The organism is Bacillus sp. FJAT-49711 (assembly GCF_018343715.1).
In the GTDB taxonomy this organism is placed as follows: Bacteria; Bacillota; Bacilli; order Bacillales; family Bacillaceae_C; genus Lederbergia.
On record NZ_JAGYPL010000002.1, the window covers coordinates 23,952 to 42,625 of the forward strand.

The window sequence follows — 18,674 nt, forward strand, 5'->3', positions numbered from 1 at the left end:
TTTTGAATTTAAAAGGAAGGTGAAACAGAATGCAAACAACAACATATGAAGCCGGTGTATACGATGTAATTGTTATTGGTGCGGGTCATGCAGGTTGTGAAGCGGGACTCTCAGCTGCAAGAATGGGTGCAAAAACATTGATGCTAACGCTAAATCTCGATATGGTGGCGTTCATGCCATGCAATCCTTCTCTTGGTGGGCCTGCAAAAGGGGTCGTCGTAAGAGAGATTGACGCACTTGGCGGTGAAATGGCTAAAAATATCGATAAAACATATATCCAAATGAGAATGTTGAACACGGGTAAGGGCCCAGCCGTCCAAGCCTTGCGTGCTCAAGCAGATAAATTCCAATATCAACATGAAATGAAAAATACGTTAGAAAATGAACGTAATTTAACGCTTCTACAAGGTATGGTCGATGAATTAATTGTAGAGGATGGAGAATGTAAAGGTGTTATCACTCATACAGGTGCTGTTTTCCGAGGGAAATCTGTCATTATTACGACAGGAACATTTCTTAGGGGAGAAATTATTTTAGGAGAATTAAAATATTCTAGTGGTCCTAATAACCAGAAACCTTCTATTAAGCTTTCAGAACATCTTGAAAGTCTTGGATTTGATATGGAGCGGTTTAAAACGGGCACGCCTCCTCGTATTAACGGTAATACGATTGATTATAGCAAAACAGAAATTCAACCAGGTGATGAAGAACCGCGTGCATTCAGTTATGAAACAACAAAATATATTACTGATCAGCTTCCATGCTGGCTCACTTATACAAACTTGCGCACTCATCAATTAATTGATGAAAACTTGCACCGTGCTCCTATGTTTTCTGGCATGGTAAAAGGAACGGGAGCCCGCTATTGCCCTTCTATTGAAGATAAAGTTGTCCGCTTTAATGATAAGCCAAGACATCAAATCTTCCTTGAACCAGAAGGACGAAATACGAATGAAGTATACGTACAAGGACTTTCCACAAGTTTGCCTGAAGAAATTCAGCATCAAATCATCGCAACTGTTCCAGGATTAGAAAATGCAAAAATGATGCGACCTGGTTATGCGATTGAATATGATGCCATCGTTCCAACACAGCTTTGGCCAACACTGGAAACGAAAAAAATTAAAAACCTATATACAGCTGGACAAATTAATGGTACTTCTGGCTATGAAGAAGCGGCTGCACAAGGAATCATGGCTGGAATCAATGCGGCTAGAAGGATTTTTGGAAAAGAAGAAGTGATTTTAAGCCGTTCTGACGGTTATATTGGCGTTCTAATAGACGACCTTGTAACGAAAGGAACAAACGAGCCATACCGTCTTCTTACATCTCGTGCAGAATATCGCCTTCTTCTTCGTCACGATAATGCCGATTTGCGTTTAACAGAAATCGGCCATGAAATAGGGCTTATTTCAGATGAAAGATATGAAAAGTATGTAAATAAAAAGGCGGCAATCGAGGCTGAAATTAAGAGACTTCGTTCAATCATTTTGAAGCCAAATGAAAAAACGCAAGAAATGATCATGAAAGCTGGAGGAAGTCCATTAAAAGATGGAATCAGAGCATCGGATCTATTGAAGCGACCTGAAATGTCCTATGAACAAGTCATTGAACTGGCACCTGCTGAAACAGTTTTACCAAACGATGTCGTAGAGCAAGTAGAGATCCAAATTAAATACGAGGGATATATCGAAAAATCTCTTCAGCAAGTCGAAAAACTGAAAAAGCTAGAAGACAAAAAAATTCCTGAAAACATCGATTACGATGCCATTAATGGAATTGCAACTGAAGCCCGTCAAAAACTCAATAAAGTTCGTCCATTGTCCATCGCCCAGGCTTCTCGAATTTCAGGAGTGAACCCTGCGGATATATCAATCCTTCTTGTATATATCGAGCATGGAAAAATTGCAAAGGTTTCGGGTGAATAGGAAAGCCGATAGCAGCTGCGGCTGCAGCAAGACAGGCGTAAAACACGAATAGGAATGAAACCAAAATGAATATAGACCAATTTACAAACATGTTAGGAGAAAAGGGAATCAATCTTGATTCCCATCAACTCCGCATGTTTGAGCGTTATTATGAGCTGCTTGTTGAATGGAATGAAAAAATGAATTTGACTGCTATCACGGACAAACAAGAAGTGTATTTAAAGCATTTCTTTGATTCCGTGAGCGCCGCTTTTTTTATTGACTTTAAAAAGCCAATCAAAATATGCGATGTAGGAGCAGGGGCGGGATTTCCGAGCATTCCAATTAAAATTTGCTTCCCGGAAATTGATCTCACGATTGTAGATTCTTTAAAAAAACGAATTACGTTTCTTGAACATTTATCAAGTGAACTAAGCTTAAGTAATACGCATTTTTATCATGATCGCGCAGAAACTTTTGCTCAAAATTCAAAATTTCGTGAACAATATGATCTAGTCACCGCAAGAGCTGTAGCGAGAATGTCTGTTTTAAGCGAACTATGCCTTCCTCTCGTAAAAGAAGGGGGACAATTTGTCGCGATGAAAGCAGCTAATGCCGAAGAAGAATTACAAGCGGCAAATCGTGCTATAAAGCAATTAGGAGGCAAGCTTTCCACGGTTCATTCTTTTACATTGCCAATAGAGGAAAGCAACCGCAATATTATCGTTATTTCTAAAATCAAACAAACGCCAAAAAAATATCCAAGGAAACCAGGAACTCCGAATAAACTCCCATTAGAATAAATTCCTATGGATAGGACATCTGTTTGGCAGGAAAATTCAAAATAAAATAGAATGATGATATAAAGTCATTTATAATAGAGATATATTGTGTTCGCTAAAGGGAGCTTCTATTAAGGTGGTGTCGAAGGATGAAACATCCTTTCTCTCGATTATTTGGCTTGGGTGAGAAGGAATTACCAATAGAAAAAGAGATGGTAGATGAGAGGGATGAAATAAAAAAAATTCCTGTTTCTCATATTATTCCCAACCGATTCCAACCAAGAACGATATTTGATGAAACGAAAATTGAAGAATTGGCTAGAACTATCCATACACATGGGATCATCCAACCTATTGTAGTAAGAGAATTAGGTATAGATCAATTCGAAATTATTGCAGGTGAACGCAGATTTCGTGCTGTCCAGCTTCTTGGGTGGGATGACGTTCCAGCAATCATAAAAAATTTAAGTGATACGGAAACAGCTTCTATTGCGTTAATAGAAAATCTTCAACGGGAAGAATTAACACCGATTGAAGAAGCGTTGGCATATGGAAAACTTTTAGAAATGCATAATTTAACCCAAGAAGCATTGGCGCAGCGCCTTGGAAAAGGACAATCTACTGTTGCTAATAAGCTTAGATTGTTAAAGTTGCCTGAGGAAGTTCAAGAAGGCTTGCTGCAAAAGAAAATTACAGAGCGGCATGCGCGGGCTTTGATTCCTTTAAAAGACCCAGAAAAACAAATACAAGTGATGAATCTTATCATAGAGAAGGGTCTCAATGTTAAGCAAGCTGAGGAACAAGTAGTAAAGCTTCTTACCGTCACTGAAAAACCGAAAAGTAAACGCCGCGCGATCAGTAAAGATATGAGAATAGCTGTCAATACGATTCGTCAATCTCTATCTATGGTCTCGGATAGTGGAATTAATTTGGATTCTGAAGAAGAAGAGTTTGAAGAATACTATCAATTCACGATAAAAATACCGAAGAAAAAATAATAGATTTTTGTCAAAAATGAGCAATTTGCATTTATCTCTACTCCATTGCCTATTGTAAGATTAATCTTAATGCCTTTCAAATTCCATAAGTGGAAGGCATTTTTTTATAATAAAAATATAGTTTTCTGTCAATTGTATATATAGTGAGAATTGGAGTAATAGTGTTTAATGCCTGTGAGCAGTAGTGTTCAAGCGTTCCTATGCGTAAATAGTGTTTTCATATACGATCATATTGTAGTTATCTTAAAAAAAACGTTAAATGATAACTTCTCTCCTAAAATAAGGTGTTGCAGCAATAGCAAAAATAACCTTGTTTTGAGTTACTTTTTGCATTTATTCTCCATCTTTAATCTATATCTGTCTGCAAGTTTTTTTGCATAAAAATAACGATTTCAGAATCAATCCCTTTATTTCCATTGTTATCAATAAACTCCCAGCTAATTAGGAATTCCCCATATCCCCAATCCTTATAACCTAGCTTTTCATAAAGTCGTTTCGCTTCAAAGTTTTCTACTCCTACTTCTAAGCCAATATGAGTGCAGCCCTTTTCTTTTGAAAGTCGTTCTGCTTCCTGAATGATGGCTGTTGCAACTCCTTTTCTACGATAATCATCTATTGTTAGACCTGCTTCCAGAAAGGCACTAGCAGTAATTTTAATTTTATTCGTTACGGAAGCATCTTGAGGACCACTCCAACGCAGTAAAAAATGGCCGATAGGGACGTTTTCATCCCAAGCGATTAAATATAGTCCTTCTCCATCCTGTTGAACATTATATCGGTTATATTGGAACATTGGATTATCCGGAGAAAACTGGGAAACAAGTAATTGTAAATGTGTTTCTTTTGCTGCTTTTATTTTTACATGAAAGTCTTTTTTATTCATATATAGGCCTCCTACTTTTTACTTTTAATTTTCTTTAAGTAGGCCTAAATTACCTTTATTTCTCTTAAAAATAGTCATTTTTTATAAAATACAGTTCCTATAGGAAGATCTATTATGTGACATACTTCCTGAATATCTTGATATTTACACTAAAAACAGCAACAATATGAATATAGCAACTTTTTTTCTATTTTTAATAAACTTTTTTTCACTGAATGAGTAATTTGTGATGAATATTTGATAAAATAGAATATATGATTGCTATTTTGAAGGAAATTAAGGGTAGGTGACATCGTTGGGAAAGATTATTTCCATAGCCAACCAAAAAGGGGGCGTCGGGAAAACGACCACCTCTGTCAATCTGGGGGCATGTTTAGCATATATAGGAAAAAAAGTGTTGCTAATCGATATTGATCCCCAAGGTAACGCAACAAGCGGTGCTGGGATTGATAAAGGAGATGTCCACCAATGTATTTACGATATGCTCGTAGATGACGTGGATATAAAGGACGTAATTAAGCAAACAGGTGTAGACAACATGTTTGCAGTTCCTGCGACAATACAATTAGCGGGAGCAGAAATAGAACTAGTTCCAACTATTTCAAGAGAAGTTCGGTTAAAAAGAGCCTTAGATCAAGTGAAGGATGATTTTGATTATATTTTAATTGACTGTCCACCATCACTTGGCTTACTTACAATCAATGCATTGACGGCATCTGATTCAGTATTAATACCTGTTCAATGTGAGTATTATGCGCTTGAAGGCTTAAGCCAACTGTTAAATACAGTGAGATTAGTCCAAAAACATTTAAATAATGATTTGATGATTGAAGGCGTCTTGCTAACGATGCTTGATGCAAGGACAAATCTTGGCATTCAAGTGATACAAGAAGTAAAAAAATACTTTCAAAATAAAGTATATCAAACAATCATCCCTAGGAATATTCGACTTAGTGAAGCTCCGAGTCATGGGGAACCAATCATCGTGTATGATTCAAAGTCTCGGGGGGCTGAAGTGTATTTAGATCTTGCAAAGGAAGTGGCTGGAAATGGCTAAAGGTCTCGGTAAAGGGATTAATGCTTTATTTGCAAATATGGATATCAATAATGAAGAAACGGTACGTGAAATTGATTTAAAAGAAATTAAACCGAATCCGTACCAACCAAGACGAGTATTTTCTGAGGATGCCATTCAGGAATTAAAAGAATCTATACTTCAACATGGTATATTACAACCTATTATCGTTCGCAAAAATATTAAAGGCTATGAAATTGTTGTAGGGGAACGAAGATTCCGCGCATCAAAGGCTGCAAAGCTAAACAAAATTCCTGCTGTTATTCGTGAATTGACGGATCAACAAATGATGGAATTGGCCGTATTAGAAAACTTGCAACGTGAAGATTTGACTCCTATCGAAGAAGCGACTGCTTACCATACGTTGATGGAAAAACTTCACATCACTCAAGAAGAGTTATCGAAAAGACTTGGAAAAAGCAGACCGCATATCGCCAACCACGTTCGATTACTAACTTTGCCAAAAAACATTCAACAACTCATTACAGATGGAAAGTTATCGATGGGGCATGGGCGGACGTTATTAGGACTTAAGAGAAAAGATAAAATACAAGCTATTGCTGAACGAACAGTTAAGGAAAGCCTTAATGTAAGGCAGTTAGAAAACTTAGTTCAGCAAATAAATGAAAATGTTCCACGTGAAACAAAAAAGCTAAAGACTAAAAAAGATATATTTATTGTTGAAAGAGAAAATAACTTGCGTGAAAAGTTTGGAACAACGGTCACGATTAAACAGTCTAAGAAAAAGGGTAAAATTGAAATAGAGTTTTTATCAAATGAAGATTTGGAAAGAATTTTAGACATTCTCGATCAAAATGAGTAAATATTAAATCAAGTAGTGCCCTTATCTACTTTTAGGGGCACTTATTTTTTATAAGTTCCAATTTGATGTAATCTTGAAAAAGAAAAATAGCTTTCATCTCAGAACAGACATTAAAAATTGGGATAGAGCTGGAAGACTTCCTTATTAGGAATAACAAAAAACAAACTTTAAGAAAACAACCTTTTATAAACAGGTGAAATTATGGTGCTATTTGGAACGTTAGTCAATGGACTTTGTATTATTGTTGGATCGTTAATTGGAAAGTTTTTAAGCAGGATTCCTGAAAAAATGAAAACGACTGTTATGCAGGGAATAAGCCTGGTCGTTATGGTTTTAGGATTGCAAATGGGTTTCAAAAGTGATAACTTTTTGATTGTCATTTTGAGTATTGTCATAGGCGCTGTGCTTGGTGAATGGTGGGCGCTCGATGATAAGTTAAATTCTTTAGGATTATGGATTGAAAGAAAACTTGGAGCGTCAAGCAAGAGTAATATTTCTCAAGGATTTGTCACGGCCACGCTCATTTTTGTAATTGGTGCGATGGCGATTATTGGAGCGCTGGACAGCGGGATTAGGGGAGATCATCAAGTGCTGCTTACAAAAGCAGTGATAGATGGATTTACGGCATTAATATTAACGACAACACTTGGAATCGGAGTGATCCTTTCTTTTATTCCTGTAGTACTTTATCAAGGAATAATTGCTATATTTGCTACACAAATTGATCGTCTTGTCCCACCTGAATTGATGGATATGTTTATTAATGAGTTGACGGCAACGGGTGGAATTATGATTTTTGCCATCGGATTAAATTTATCAGGGTTAATTAAAATACGAGTAGCTAATTTATTGCCAGGAATTATGGTTGCTGCGCTGATCGTAAGTTTGATTTTCGCCTATCATAACATATGAAAAAGGAAAGGGGCTAACATGCCTCTTTCCTTTTTATATTGTCTCTGTATTCAAATTTAATTCAAGTTGAAAATTAGCTTCTTTATTTGTATAAATGGCATCCGCTTCAATAATCCCTGCTGTAATTTGCTTCGCCATTTTCATAACAAGATTGAGTCGTGTATTTTGTAAAACAAAAAACTCCATATGACCACTTATGTTTACAATTCCGGTAATATGCATATTTCCAACAGCCGGCAATTCCTTTTTTACTCCTGCACCTGGTTTAACTGGACCAGCACCGACTTTTAACATGCCGATGTTTTTTAATTTTCCAAGACAGGCATCAATTCCTATAATATAAGGACGATAATGATTTTGTTGAATCATAGCCATTTTTTCACTTAAATTAACAGCATGTACAGGATCCTCTAACGTTCCGTATAAATGAAAACTATCCAAACCAGCTTCCTTTAAAAAAGTCCCAACAAGTGGTCCAAGAGAATCTCCAGTAGATCGATCGGTTCCTATGCATACGATGACAATTTGCCGTTTATATCCGAAGGGGAGAAGATCGATGATACCACTAGAAATTTTCTCACTAGAGGATGGATCATCATATCTAATATTCACATCAAACGCATCAAGTGGATTAAAAAGGGGTGGGTTCATCTTTGTCGCTCCTCTCCTTCGAACATAAAGTAATAGAAGTTTTTTTAAGGTATAAGATTTTTAAATTGGACACACGTTTTGCTATTCTTTACCCATTATACGGAGGAATTTTCATTTCTATACATAAAAATAATGAAATACATGATCTGCCTATGAAAACTCAAAGTTTATTGTTAAAATGAATACATAAAAAATGAATCGTGGAGAATATGATGGAATCTTCAGGAGGAATGAAATTTGGAGAAAAAAGAATTTACTTTAAATGATATAGTGGAAATGAAAAAGCAACATCCATGTGGGACGAATCGTTGGAAGATAATCCGCATGGGAATGGATATTAGAATTAAATGTGAAGGATGTGGCCACAGTGTTATGTTGCCGCGTAGAGACTTTGCAAGAAAAATTAAGAAAATCTTGGAGAAGCATGAGGAATAGAACTCATGCTTCTTCTTTTTAATATACTACCGTCAGAATAATCAATTATCTAGTTTTAAATGCGTGATTTGAATACAGTTGTTTTTTCTCTGTATAATTACTATAATTGTGAAAGGATTAACAGGGGTAGGAAAACCCAGAAGAGGAGTGACCAAAATGGCTCTTACAGCAGGAATTGTGGGGTTGCCGAACGTAGGGAAATCTACATTATTTAATGCAATTACAAAAGCGGGAGCAGAAGCTGCTAACTATCCGTTTTGTACAATAGATCCGAATGTTGGAATTGTAGAAGTACCAGATTATCGTCTTCAAAAACTAACCGAACTTGTACAGCCTAAAAAAACAGTGCCTACGGCATTTGAGTTTACAGATATAGCTGGAATTGTAAAAGGGGCAAGTAAAGGGGAAGGATTAGGGAATAAATTTCTTTCCCATATACGCCAAGTAGATGCTATTTGTCATGTCGTCCGTTGTTTTGCAAGTGATGATATCACACATGTATCGGGAAAAGTTGACCCGATTGATGATATCGAAACGATCAATCTGGAATTAATCTTAGCCGATTTGGAATCTGTAGAAAAACGGATTGGCCGTGTTGAAAAAATGGCGAAGCAAAAAGATAAAGACGCGATGTATGAGTATGAAATTTTAGCTAAATTGAAGGAAGCTTTTGAATCGGATATGCCAGCCAGATCTGTAGAATTTTCTGATGATCAGATGAAGACAGTAAAAGGTCTTCATTTATTGACGAGCAAGCCTGTTTTATATGCGGCAAATGTTGGAGATGAAGATGTTGCCGATCCATCAGAAAATGAATATGTAAAAAAAGTCCTCGAATATGCTGAAAAAGAAAATTCACAGGTCATCGTCGTTTGTGCAAAAATTGAAGAAGAAATTGCTGAATTGGATGATGAAGAAAAAGCAATGTTTCTTGAGGAACTAGGGATTGAAGAATCTGGACTTGATCAATTAATTCGTGCTACGTATGATCTTTTAGGATTAGCCACTTATTTTACAGCTGGTGTTCAAGAAGTGCGTGCCTGGACGTTTAATAAAGGTATGAAGGCACCACAATGTGCTGGGATTATCCATACCGATTTTGAAAAAGGGTTTATTCGCGCCGAAACAGTTTCGTACGATGATTTACTCGCTGGAGGGTCAATGACAGCAGCCCGTGAAGCTGGAAAAGTAAGACTTGAAGGAAAAGATTATCTTGTTAAAGATGGAGATGTCATCCATTTTCGATTCAATGTGTAAGGCACCTATGTGGTGTCTTTTTTTTATAAAAATAGAGGGTTAATTTTCAGGTTATAAATTTTCCTCTTTCTTCAAATAATAGGACTGAATCATTAGCTTGCCATCATATGCTTTTGATTTACATGTTTGAAGAAAGGGGAGTATTAATTGAAAACATTAAGACGAATTGCCTTAGCTTTAATCGTCATAGGGGCAATAAACTGGGGTTTAATTGGTTTATTTCAATATGATTTAGTTGGAAATATATTTGGAGGAACCAATTCCGGTTTTGCCAGGTTTATTTACACCCTTGTCGGTATTAGTGGGCTCATCTGTCTCGGATTACTGTTTAATTCAAGGACAGCCGACGTAGGATCGCCTGAAGAAGGAAGAGGAATAGCCACTAATCAATTTGCAACCGAGTTTGCAGAAGAACCCGATCTTGATCGATTATATAATCCTTCAAGGGAAGCATATGAAGTTGAAGACGAAGAAGAAGAGTGGCAATAAGAAAAGCGTAAGCACCTGATCATCGACGTACGAACTTCAAGACCTCTGACTGAGATAAAGGAAACACGGCGAGGAACGAGCTAGCGAAATTGGCACTTCAAATTTCACCTGATGTTGACTTATCGTAGGGAAGAGGACAAGAAGTTCGCAAGTCGATAGGTGCTGAAGTTGGACAAAGAAAAGCGTAAGTGCGCCTTCGCAAGACATCAATAAACGAGATAATCCCGGCAAGGAAATTTTCCTTAGCCGGGATTTCTATTTTATGAGGAAAGTGGGTCAACACCTTGCATAACCGTGTTTCGTATGCTATACTTACACATTGTGAGTAATGAAAATTGCTCCTTGCCCTTTTACACGAAAAGGGCCGCATAGTCCATAAGGAGGTGACTGAACGATGAGAAAGTACGAAATTATGTACATTATCCGCCCGAACATTGAAGATGAAGCGAAAACGGCAGTAGTTGAGCGTTTCGATAACATCCTTACTTCACAAGGTGCGGAAATCATCGAATCAAAAGATTGGGGTAAGCGTCGTCTTGCATACGAGATTGAGGATTTTCGTGACGGTTTCTACCGTTTAATCCAAACTAATGCAAATCCTGAAGCAGTTCAGGAATTCGACCGTCTTGCGAAGATCAGTGACGATATTATCCGTCATATTGTTGTTAAAGACGAAAGATAAAATTAATTGTTCCACGTGAAACATTTTATAAAGAAGCAAACGGGAAGAGGTTGATTCTGATGATGAACCGAGTTGTATTAGTAGGACGTTTAACAAAAGATCCGGATTTGCGCTACACTCCAAACGGGGTGCCAGTCGCAACTTTTACATTGGCTGTTAACCGTACTTTTACGAATCAACAGGGGGAGCGGGAAGCCGACTTCATAAACTGTGTGATTTGGAGAAAGCCTGCGGAGAATGTTGCTAATTACTTGAAAAAAGGAAGTTTAGCTGGTGTCGATGGCCGCATCCAGACTCGCAACTATGATGGACAGGATGGTAAGCGTGTATACGTGACTGAAGTACTAGCAGATAGTGTTCAATTTCTTGAACCAAGAAGTTCTGCGTCACAAGGTCGTGGTGACTTTGGAGGAAATCAATATGGTGGAGACCAAAATAACCAGTACCGTCCGAACGAGCAAAACCAAAATCAGCGAAGCAACCAAAACTTTACCCGAGCTAATGAAGATCCATTCTCGAATGATGGACAACCAATTGACATTTCAGATGATGATCTTCCATTCTAAAAAAGTAAGGAGGTTATTGTTATGGCAGGTGGACGCAGAGGCGGACGTAAACGTCGTAAAGTGTGTTTCTTTACATCAAATGGTATTACACACATCGACTATAAAGATGTTGAATTGCTTAAAAAATTCGTTTCCGAACGCGGAAAGATTCTTCCTCGCCGTGTAACTGGAACAAGTGCTAAGTATCAACGTAAATTGACAGCAGCTATTAAACGTGCTCGTCAAATGGCATTACTTCCATTCGTTGCAGGCGAATAATAATGACGAAAAATATACGATTTAAATAAATAAAGGCTGTCCTGAACTAGGTATTATCATTTTATATAGTATTTTTTAAAAGATACTATATATAATTGTAATATCTTAGTGATTAGGATCAGCCTTTTTACTTTAATCATACATCGGCAAAGTTGATTGATGGGCCTTTCACCGTTAGAATAGAAAGAGTATACATATTTGCGATGAACCAAGATTTAACACAAAAAGAGGTGGAAGAGTGAAAGAAAGAAAAATGCTAACAGAAGGCGCTTTGTTGTTAGCTTTATATACAATCATGCTGCTAATAGCAATTTTTATTCCATTTTCATCGATTGTCCTTCACCTGTTTTTTATTTTGCCATTTCTATTATATAGTGCAAAATATTCCGTGAAATATTCAATCATTTTCGTTATTAGTGCGATGATTATTTCGTTTATTGTCGGTTCTTTTGTAGCTTTGCCCATTGCTTTCTTATTTGGAACGACGGGATTAATGATGGGATACGGAATTAAAGCGAAAGAAAGTAAACAAATCATTTACATATCATCAAGTATCGTATTCATAGCCAACATCATATTATTTTTTATCATTGCTGCCCTGTTTTTTAACCTTAACTTTATGGATGAACTAAAAAAGATGTTTCAAACATCGATAAATCAATATATGGATGCAATGAATACGATGGGGATGACGCCGCCAATTGAATTCCAAGAGCAGTTAAATAATATGGCTAATTTAATGATATCCATGCTGCCTACATTGTTGATTGGCACTGCTTTTATAAGTGTAATCATCATAATGGTTGTTAACTTTCCTATTTTGAAAAAGTTAGGAATAGATGTCCCAAAATTTCAGCCGTTTCGCCGTTTGAAATTCCCAAAAAGCATTCTGTGGTTGTATTTATTGGTGCTCGTCCTTTCTATTATTTTTAAATTTGAATCTGATTCGTATTTGCAAATGGCCGTTGTGAATGCTGGGTTAATATTACAAACTCTTTTAGTCATTCAAGGGCTTTCGTTTATCTTTTTTTATTGTCATATGAAAAAGTGGACGATTGCCATACCGATTATAGTCGTTGTATTTACATTTTTAATGCCTATAGTTCTTTCAATTGTACGGGTGTTCGGTATAATTGATATAGGATTCGATTTAAGGCAGCGCATCAATAAGAAGTAGTCTTTTCATTTTAAAGATGAGCAAGGCGCATACACTTTTTTGTAAAATTGTTTATATCGATTATATTTTAAATTAGGCTTTCATTGTCTAGCTACGGCGCCTAGCCCCTCGAGGTTAACCAACCTAAGGCAATAAAGGCAAAGAACGACATTTTTGCCCTAGAACATTGCTTATCGGGGCTGTGCAAGGCGCATACGCTTTTCTTGTAAAGGAGCTGAAAGAATGCCTTCATATTTTAAGGGTGGAAAATCACGATATCCATTATATGGTATTGTCGCCATTACAGCGATCTTACTAATTTTTATAGCATTTCAACATTTATGGGTAGCGCTGATTGGTTTTTTACTGCTCTGTGCATTATTTTATGCAGCTGTCCATGGAGAAAAAGAAATTATAAAGGATACAGAGGAGTATATTTCGACCCTTTCCTATCGAGTGAAAAAAGTCGGCGAGGAAGTTTTGATGGAGATGCCGATAGGTGTAATGCTCATTAATGATGATTTTACAATTGAATGGTCAAACCCATTCATGGCCTCTTGCTTTCAAGAGAATACCCTTGTTGGAAAATCTCTTTATGAAGTAGGGGAACAAATCATTCCATTAATAAAGCAAGACATTGAAAGTGAGATCGTTACGATTCAAGACAGGAAGTTTCGAGTCGATCTTAGGTTGGAAGAGAAGTTACTATACTTCTTCGATGTGACTGACCAGGTTGCGACTTTTAAAAGATATGAATCTGAAAGAAATGTCATTGCTATTATTTTTCTAGATAATTACGATGATGCCACTCAAGGTATGGATGACCAAACAAAAAGTGGACTCAATAGTACAGTAACATCACTTTTAAATAATTGGGCCCTTGAACATGGTATTTTTCTAAAAAGAACATCGTCAGACCGATTTGTTATACTATTGAATGAAAAAATATATCATGATCTGGAAAATGATAAATTTTCAATTTTAGACGTAGTGAGGGAAGAGACAGCAAAGCAAAATGTGCCTCTTACTTTAAGCATCGGTGTTGGAATTGGGGATCTGCCACTGCCTGATTTAGGTGTCCAAGCCCAATCCAGTCTTGATCTTGCACTTGGGCGAGGTGGCGATCAGGTCGCAATTAAACTGCCAAATGGAAAGTTAAAGTTTTTCGGCGGAAAAACGAACCCGATGGAAAAGCGTACGAGAGTTCGAGCTAGGGTCATTTCTCATGCATTGAGAGAGTTGATAGTTGAGAGCGATAAAGTTATCGTGATGGGGCATAGATACCCTGATATGGATGCTATTGGTGCCTCGATAGGAATTCGAAAGGCAGCAGAGCTGAATAATCGGGAGGGGTATATTGTCATTGATGCATCTGAAATTGATACAGGAGTAAGGCGTCTGATTGAAGAAACAAAGGCATATCCTGATCTCCATTCTCGTTTTATTACACCTGATGAGGCGATGGAACTCGCAACAGAGCGTACACTTCTGGTCGTTGTCGACACACATAAGCCGGCACTTGTGATTGAAGAAAGACTGCTGACTAAAACGGAACGAATTGTCGTGATTGATCACCATCGCCGCAGTGAAGATTTTATAAAAAAACCACTTTTAGTTTATATGGAGCCATATGCTTCATCGACAGCTGAATTAGTAACGGAACTTCTCGAGTACCAACCAAAAGGTGAAAAAGTAAATATTATAAACACCATCGAGGCAACAGCCTTATTATCTGGTATTATTGTAGACACAAAAAGCTTTACACTCCGGACGGGCTCTCGTACGTTTGATGCTGCTTCGTACTTAAGGGCACAAGGCGCAGATACAATATTAGTTCAAAAGTTTTTAAAAGAAACAGTTGATACGTATTTAAAACGTGCAAAATTAATAGAGACTGTTGAATTTTACGTAGAAGGAATTGCCATCGCGAGTGGATCAGAAGATGAAGTGTATGATCCTGTAGTTACTGCCCAAGCAGCGGATACGTTGCTGACAATGGACGGGGTTTCCGCCTCTTTTGTCATTTCCAAACGAGCAGGAGACGTAGTTGGAATCAGTGCTCGCTCTTTAGGAGAAATCAATGTGCAAATCATAATGGAAGCACTTGGCGGCGGCGGCCACTTATCCAATGCAGCAGTACAGCTATCTGGCGAAAATATTGTGGAAGCTGAGTTAAAATTAAAACAAGTGATAGATGATTATTTGGAAGGGAGCCAAGAATCATGAAGGTTATTTTTTTGAAAGACGTTAAAGGTAAAGGGAAAAAAGGGGAGGTTAAAAATGTAGCGGATGGATACGCACATAACTTTCTTCTTAAACAAGGACTAGCGGTAGAAGCAACATCAGGGAATATGAAAAACTTAGATAATAAAAAGAAAAAAGAAGAACAACAAGCGAGCGTTGAATTAGCAGAAGCGCAGAAACTCAAAGAAACTCTTGAAAATTTAACGGTTGAATTGAAGGCAAAATCGGGTGAAGGCGGCCGTCTATTCGGATCGATTACAAGCAAACAAATTGCGGATGAACTTAATAAAACACATAAAATTAAAATTGATAAACGAAAAATTGGTTTAGACGATGCGATTCGCACGTTGGGAGTGACAAAGGTTCCCGTAAAACTTCATCATGAGGTCGTTGCAACGATTGACGTTCATGTAAAAGAAGAAAACTAAAATTACCATACTTTATAATGATGTTTCATGATAGAATAGATTTAGAAAATAAATGTGATGCGGTTATCGACCGGTCACATTTTTTATATCATATAATGATAATGATTACACAGTAAAATCGTGATTGGATTGTGGAAGGTGAGTACTATGAATGCTGATTTTTCGGATCGAACGCCACCGCAAAATATAGAGGCTGAGCAAGCTGTAATCGGAGCCATATTTTTGGAGCCGTCTTCTTTGGTGCTTGCATCAGAAATTCTTTTACCTGAAGATTTTTATCGCAGTTCACATCAGAAGATTTTTGATGTTATGCTGAAGTTAAGTGATACGGGAAAAGCCATTGACTTAGTTACCGTATCCGAAGAGCTGGCTGCATCTAAAATGTTGGAGGATGTAGGCGGGATTTCATATTTAAGTGAGATTGCTGTTTCTGTGCCAACTGCTGCTAATATTGGCTATTATGCTCGGATTGTAGAAGAAAAGTCGTTGTTGAGACGATTAATTCGAACAGCTACGAATATCGTAACAGATGGATATTCCAGAGAAGATGAAGTAGAGGCAGTCTTGGATGAAGCGGAGAAGCATATTATGGAAGTTGCTTCGCGGAAAAATTCAAGTGCCTTTCAAGATATAAAAGATGTACTCGTTCAAACGTATGACAATATTGAACTTCTTCATAATCGTAAAGGGGACGTTACCGGGATTCCTACTGGATTTGCTGAGCTTGATCGAATGACTGCTGGATTTCAGCGCAATGATTTAATCATTGTAGCTGCCCGTCCATCTGTAGGTAAAACCGCTTTTGCCCTTAATATTGCTCAAAATGTCGGTACGAAAACGGAAGAGAATGTCGCTATTTTTAGTCTTGAGATGGGTGCAGAACAGCTCGTCATGAGGATGCTTTGTGCTGAAGGAAATATTAATGCACAAAACTTGCGGACAGGTTCCTTAACAGATGAGGATTGGCGTAAGCTGACGATGGCAATGGGGAGTTTATCTAATTCAGGCATATACATCGACGATACTCCTGGAGTTCGGATAAGCGAGATTCGTTCAAAATGTCGCCGATTGAAGCAAGAACACGGACTTGGAATGATTTTGATCGACTATTTGCAGCTCATTCAAGGGAGCGGTCGTTCAAGTGAAAACCGTCAACAGGAAGTATCAGAAATTTCTCGTTCCTTAAAGGCATTGGCACGTGAACTGCAAGTTCCCGTTATTGCACTATCTCAGCTTTCCCGTGGCGTGGAACAGCGTCAAGATAAGCGTCCAATGATGTCTGATATAAGGGAATCAGGAAGTATTGAGCAGGATGCAGATATTGTTGCCTTTTTATATCGTGATGACTACTATGATCATGAATCGGAAAACAAAAATATCATCGAAATCATTATTGCAAAGCAACGTAATGGCCCAGTTGGCACAGTATCACTGGCCTTTGTAAAAGAATATAACAAATTCGTCAACCTCGAGCGCAGATTTGACGACGCAGCCGTTCCTTCGGGAGCGTAGAATAATGTGAGCACCTCCTCAGTAGGGGGTGCTTTTTTAATTCTGAGGTGAAGTAAATAAGAAATTTTGGGAGGATTCTCCGTGAAGCTTAAGCTAAGGACGATAAAAGGTAAAAAGCGAGGAAACCGTCCCAAGTTTCTCAAACTGAAGACAGGAAAAGGTAAAAAGGGAGGAAGCTGTCCTAAGTTTCTTGAACTGAAGACAGGAAAAGGTAAAATACAGGGAACCAGTCCCAAGTTTCTCGAACTGAAGACAGGAAAAGGTAAAAAGCAGGGGACTAATCCCAAGTTTCTCGAACTGAAGACAGGAAAAGGTAAAAAGGGAGGAAGCAGTCCTAAGTTTCTTGAACTGAAGACAGGAAAAGGTAAAATACAGGGAACCAGTCCCAAGTTTCTCGAACTGAGGACTGGATAAGGTAAAAAGCAGAGAATCTGTCTTAAGTTTCTCAAACTGAAGACAGGAAAAGGTAAAATGCAGGGAACCAGTCCCAAGTTTCTCGAACTGAGGACTGGATAAGGTAAAAAGCAGAGAATCTGTCTTAAGTTTCCCAAACTAAGGACAGGATAAAGTAAAAGGCAAGGAAACTGTCCTAAGTTATGTCAGCCAAGTACGAGAAAAGGTAAGGAATCTATCCACAAATTAAAGGTAAAAAGGATTCCTAGTTTTTGTATTCTTTCAGGTATGCTTGCCTTTAGCGTTGTCACTTTTTTTAACGTAATAAGCGGCATCTGTGTGTCCTATTAACTTAAAATGCCTAGATAATATCCTCTGTATCGTTTTTTTAGATTTTATTCCATTGCACCATTCATAAATATACTTTGTTGTAATCTTTCTATCGGGAAAAAGTAGTATATATTCCTCTATGCTACGTAAAATGGCAGATGTTACATCTTCTGTATACATACAATCTAAACATTCTAACGTGTTTGTTTTGTCTTCAAGTCTAAAAGAGTGGCAGGAAGCACATGTGATCCCTTTTTGGAGTTCGTTATAGCTATAATTGAGTTTTCTAGTATATGGGGATTTATCGATATTAAGGGAAACAAGCTTTTGAGCGAGCTTTTTGCTTCTCACATTAATTCCAGAAGGCGTATTATTTAGTTTGTTGTAAAAAAACGATCAAGTTGGGTTGGAAAAATAATATGTGGGTTTCGTGTAGCGTGATATAAGTGGAAAGTGGGGTTGATGAAGACTAGAAATGCTTGAATAGGAACGGTATATCCAAGATTTTGGAGTAATATTCGTAGTAAAGATTCACTTCGTTTCAATTGGAGTAACGGATTTTGAATTTCAGATCCGTTGACTCTATACCATTTTTCATCTTCAATGTAATAATCACCTTCATAATTTTTTACTTCAAACAATAGGATGGATTCCTGGGTAATGATCATCGAATCTATTTGGAATATACTATTATTGCTTTTTATTTGCAAATCCTTAAGCACAGTCCATTTTTTTGTAAGCTTGTCCACCCAATCATCAAACATTCTCTCTCCTATAAATCCTTTCTCTAGCCTTGAAAGGGAAGCTTTTTCCTTGTACGCTATATTCTTTCGTTTTTTTAGAACTCTAAGTATTAGTAAATTATCTTTTTCAAATCGTGAATTGTTTTGCAT

General features: G+C 37.4%; 20 protein-coding genes. 17 read left to right on the forward strand and 3 right to left on the reverse strand.

From position 1 onward, the window contains the following. Positions 1–29: 29 nt before the first annotated feature. The 3 genes from mnmG to noc all read left to right on the forward strand — a co-directional run bounded on the left by mnmG (position 30) and on the right by noc (position 3,687). The gene (gene mnmG, locus KHA96_RS07740; protein ID WP_213128752.1) at positions 30–1,928 is read left to right on the forward strand and encodes a tRNA uridine-5-carboxymethylaminomethyl(34) synthesis enzyme MnmG; all 1,899 of its coding nucleotides are present in this window, start codon (positions 30–32) and stop codon (positions 1,926–1,928) included. 65 nt (positions 1,929–1,993) lie between these two features. Continuing rightward, positions 1,994–2,710 carry a 16S rRNA (guanine(527)-N(7))-methyltransferase RsmG gene (gene rsmG, locus KHA96_RS07745; protein ID WP_213128753.1) on the forward strand — a complete coding sequence of 239 codons (717 nt, stop codon included), beginning with the start codon at positions 1,994–1,996 and terminating at the stop codon, positions 2,708–2,710. A 128-nt stretch (positions 2,711–2,838) separates the two neighbouring features. Next, entirely contained in the window at positions 2,839–3,687 is an 849-nt protein-coding gene (noc, locus tag KHA96_RS07750) for a nucleoid occlusion protein (RefSeq protein WP_213128754.1), read from the forward strand. A 346-nt stretch (positions 3,688–4,033) separates the two neighbouring features. On the opposite strand, the gene KHA96_RS07755 is transcribed toward noc, so the two are convergent. After that, positions 4,034–4,570 (reverse strand): GNAT family N-acetyltransferase, encoded by a 537-nt coding sequence (locus tag KHA96_RS07755; RefSeq protein WP_213128755.1) that lies wholly within the window; start codon positions 4,568–4,570, stop codon positions 4,034–4,036. 295 nt (positions 4,571–4,865) lie between these two features. Between KHA96_RS07755 and KHA96_RS07760 the strand changes: the two genes are divergently transcribed. From KHA96_RS07760 to KHA96_RS07770, 3 genes are all read left to right on the forward strand, one after another. After that, on the forward strand, positions 4,866–5,627 hold the full coding sequence (locus KHA96_RS07760; RefSeq protein WP_213128756.1) for a ParA family protein: 762 nt from the start codon (positions 4,866–4,868) through the stop codon (positions 5,625–5,627). Further along, positions 5,620–6,468, forward strand: a complete 849-nt coding sequence (locus tag KHA96_RS07765) for a ParB/RepB/Spo0J family partition protein (protein ID WP_213128757.1) — start codon at positions 5,620–5,622, stop codon at positions 6,466–6,468. The genes KHA96_RS07760 and KHA96_RS07765 overlap by 8 nt, the downstream gene beginning before the upstream one ends. 201 nt (positions 6,469–6,669) lie before the next feature. Then, the gene (locus tag KHA96_RS07770) at positions 6,670–7,380 is read left to right on the forward strand and encodes a DUF554 domain-containing protein (RefSeq protein WP_213128758.1); all 711 of its coding nucleotides are present in this window, start codon (positions 6,670–6,672) and stop codon (positions 7,378–7,380) included. Between the two features lie 33 nt (positions 7,381–7,413). Here the strand turns inward: KHA96_RS07770 and yyaC are convergent, their stop codons facing one another. Further along, positions 7,414–8,031 (reverse strand): spore protease YyaC, encoded by a 618-nt coding sequence (yyaC, locus tag KHA96_RS07775; protein ID WP_213128759.1) that lies wholly within the window; start codon positions 8,029–8,031, stop codon positions 7,414–7,416. Between the two features lie 237 nt (positions 8,032–8,268). On the opposite strand from yyaC, the gene KHA96_RS07780 reads away from it, so the two are divergent. The 11 genes from KHA96_RS07780 to KHA96_RS07830 all read left to right on the forward strand — a co-directional run bounded on the left by KHA96_RS07780 (position 8,269) and on the right by KHA96_RS07830 (position 17,472). Next, positions 8,269–8,466 carry a DUF951 domain-containing protein gene (locus KHA96_RS07780; protein ID WP_213128760.1) on the forward strand — a complete coding sequence of 66 codons (198 nt, stop codon included), beginning with the start codon at positions 8,269–8,271 and terminating at the stop codon, positions 8,464–8,466. Between the two features lie 156 nt (positions 8,467–8,622). After that, positions 8,623–9,723, forward strand: coding sequence for a redox-regulated ATPase YchF (gene ychF / locus KHA96_RS07785; protein ID WP_213128761.1), 1,101 nt, complete (start codon positions 8,623–8,625; stop codon positions 9,721–9,723). A 147-nt stretch (positions 9,724–9,870) separates the two neighbouring features. Continuing rightward, positions 9,871–10,212: a DUF378 domain-containing protein gene (locus tag KHA96_RS07790; protein ID WP_213128762.1), complete on the forward strand. Its 342-nt coding sequence runs from the start codon at positions 9,871–9,873 to the stop codon at positions 10,210–10,212. 394 nt (positions 10,213–10,606) lie between these two features. After that, positions 10,607–10,894, forward strand: a complete 288-nt coding sequence (rpsF, locus tag KHA96_RS07795; RefSeq protein WP_213128763.1) for a 30S ribosomal protein S6 — start codon at positions 10,607–10,609, stop codon at positions 10,892–10,894. Positions 10,895–10,953: 59 nt separating this feature from the next. Beyond that, positions 10,954–11,460 carry a single-stranded DNA-binding protein gene (gene ssb, locus KHA96_RS07800; RefSeq protein WP_213128764.1) on the forward strand — a complete coding sequence of 169 codons (507 nt, stop codon included), beginning with the start codon at positions 10,954–10,956 and terminating at the stop codon, positions 11,458–11,460. A gap of 21 nt (positions 11,461–11,481) precedes the next feature. Next, the gene (rpsR, locus tag KHA96_RS07805; protein WP_213128765.1) at positions 11,482–11,718 is read left to right on the forward strand and encodes a 30S ribosomal protein S18; all 237 of its coding nucleotides are present in this window, start codon (positions 11,482–11,484) and stop codon (positions 11,716–11,718) included. A gap of 238 nt (positions 11,719–11,956) precedes the next feature. After that, positions 11,957–12,895: a YybS family protein gene (locus tag KHA96_RS07810; RefSeq protein ID WP_213128766.1), complete on the forward strand. Its 939-nt coding sequence runs from the start codon at positions 11,957–11,959 to the stop codon at positions 12,893–12,895. 222 nt (positions 12,896–13,117) lie between these two features. Continuing rightward, on the forward strand, positions 13,118–15,100 hold the full coding sequence (locus KHA96_RS07815) for a DHH family phosphoesterase (RefSeq protein ID WP_213128767.1): 1,983 nt from the start codon (positions 13,118–13,120) through the stop codon (positions 15,098–15,100). Then, positions 15,097–15,546 carry a 50S ribosomal protein L9 gene (gene rplI, locus KHA96_RS07820; protein WP_213128768.1) on the forward strand — a complete coding sequence of 150 codons (450 nt, stop codon included), beginning with the start codon at positions 15,097–15,099 and terminating at the stop codon, positions 15,544–15,546. The genes KHA96_RS07815 and rplI overlap by 4 nt, the downstream gene beginning before the upstream one ends. A 147-nt stretch (positions 15,547–15,693) precedes the next feature. Next, complete coding sequence (dnaB, locus tag KHA96_RS07825) at positions 15,694–17,058, forward strand: replicative DNA helicase (RefSeq protein WP_213128769.1); 1,365 nt, start codon at positions 15,694–15,696, stop codon at positions 17,056–17,058. Positions 17,059–17,139: 81 nt separating this feature from the next. Beyond that, the gene (locus KHA96_RS07830) at positions 17,140–17,472 is read left to right on the forward strand and encodes a hypothetical protein (RefSeq protein WP_213128770.1); all 333 of its coding nucleotides are present in this window, start codon (positions 17,140–17,142) and stop codon (positions 17,470–17,472) included. A gap of 683 nt (positions 17,473–18,155) precedes the next feature. Here the strand turns inward: KHA96_RS07830 and KHA96_RS07835 are convergent. Continuing rightward, positions 18,156–18,674 (reverse strand): nuclease-related domain-containing protein, encoded by a 519-nt coding sequence (locus KHA96_RS07835; protein WP_213128771.1) that lies wholly within the window; start codon positions 18,672–18,674, stop codon positions 18,156–18,158.

Bases quoted from the DNA above. Each gene is read 5' to 3' on its own strand.
- mnmG (WP_213128752.1), top strand. From the start codon at position 30: ATGCAAACAACAACATATGAAGCCGGTGTATACGATGTAATTGTTATT.
- rsmG (WP_213128753.1), top strand. From the start codon at position 1,994: ATGAATATAGACCAATTTACAAACATGTTAGGAGAAAAGGGAATCAAT.
- noc (WP_213128754.1), top strand. From the start codon at position 2,839: ATGAAACATCCTTTCTCTCGATTATTTGGCTTGGGTGAGAAGGAATTA.
- KHA96_RS07755 (WP_213128755.1), bottom strand. From the start codon at position 4,570: ATGAATAAAAAAGACTTTCATGTAAAAATAAAAGCAGCAAAAGAAACA.
- KHA96_RS07765 (WP_213128757.1), top strand. From the start codon at position 5,620: ATGGCTAAAGGTCTCGGTAAAGGGATTAATGCTTTATTTGCAAATATG.
- KHA96_RS07770 (WP_213128758.1), top strand. From the start codon at position 6,670: ATGGTGCTATTTGGAACGTTAGTCAATGGACTTTGTATTATTGTTGGA.
- yyaC (WP_213128759.1), bottom strand. From the start codon at position 8,031: ATGAACCCACCCCTTTTTAATCCACTTGATGCGTTTGATGTGAATATT.
- ychF (WP_213128761.1), top strand. From the start codon at position 8,623: ATGGCTCTTACAGCAGGAATTGTGGGGTTGCCGAACGTAGGGAAATCT.
- rpsF (WP_213128763.1), top strand. From the start codon at position 10,607: ATGAGAAAGTACGAAATTATGTACATTATCCGCCCGAACATTGAAGAT.
- ssb (WP_213128764.1), top strand. From the start codon at position 10,954: ATGATGAACCGAGTTGTATTAGTAGGACGTTTAACAAAAGATCCGGAT.
- rpsR (WP_213128765.1), top strand. From the start codon at position 11,482: ATGGCAGGTGGACGCAGAGGCGGACGTAAACGTCGTAAAGTGTGTTTC.
- KHA96_RS07815 (WP_213128767.1), top strand. From the start codon at position 13,118: ATGCCTTCATATTTTAAGGGTGGAAAATCACGATATCCATTATATGGT.
- rplI (WP_213128768.1), top strand. From the start codon at position 15,097: ATGAAGGTTATTTTTTTGAAAGACGTTAAAGGTAAAGGGAAAAAAGGG.
- dnaB (WP_213128769.1), top strand. From the start codon at position 15,694: ATGAATGCTGATTTTTCGGATCGAACGCCACCGCAAAATATAGAGGCT.
- KHA96_RS07835 (WP_213128771.1), bottom strand. From the start codon at position 18,674: ATGCAAAACAATTCACGATTTGAAAAAGATAATTTACTAATACTTAGA.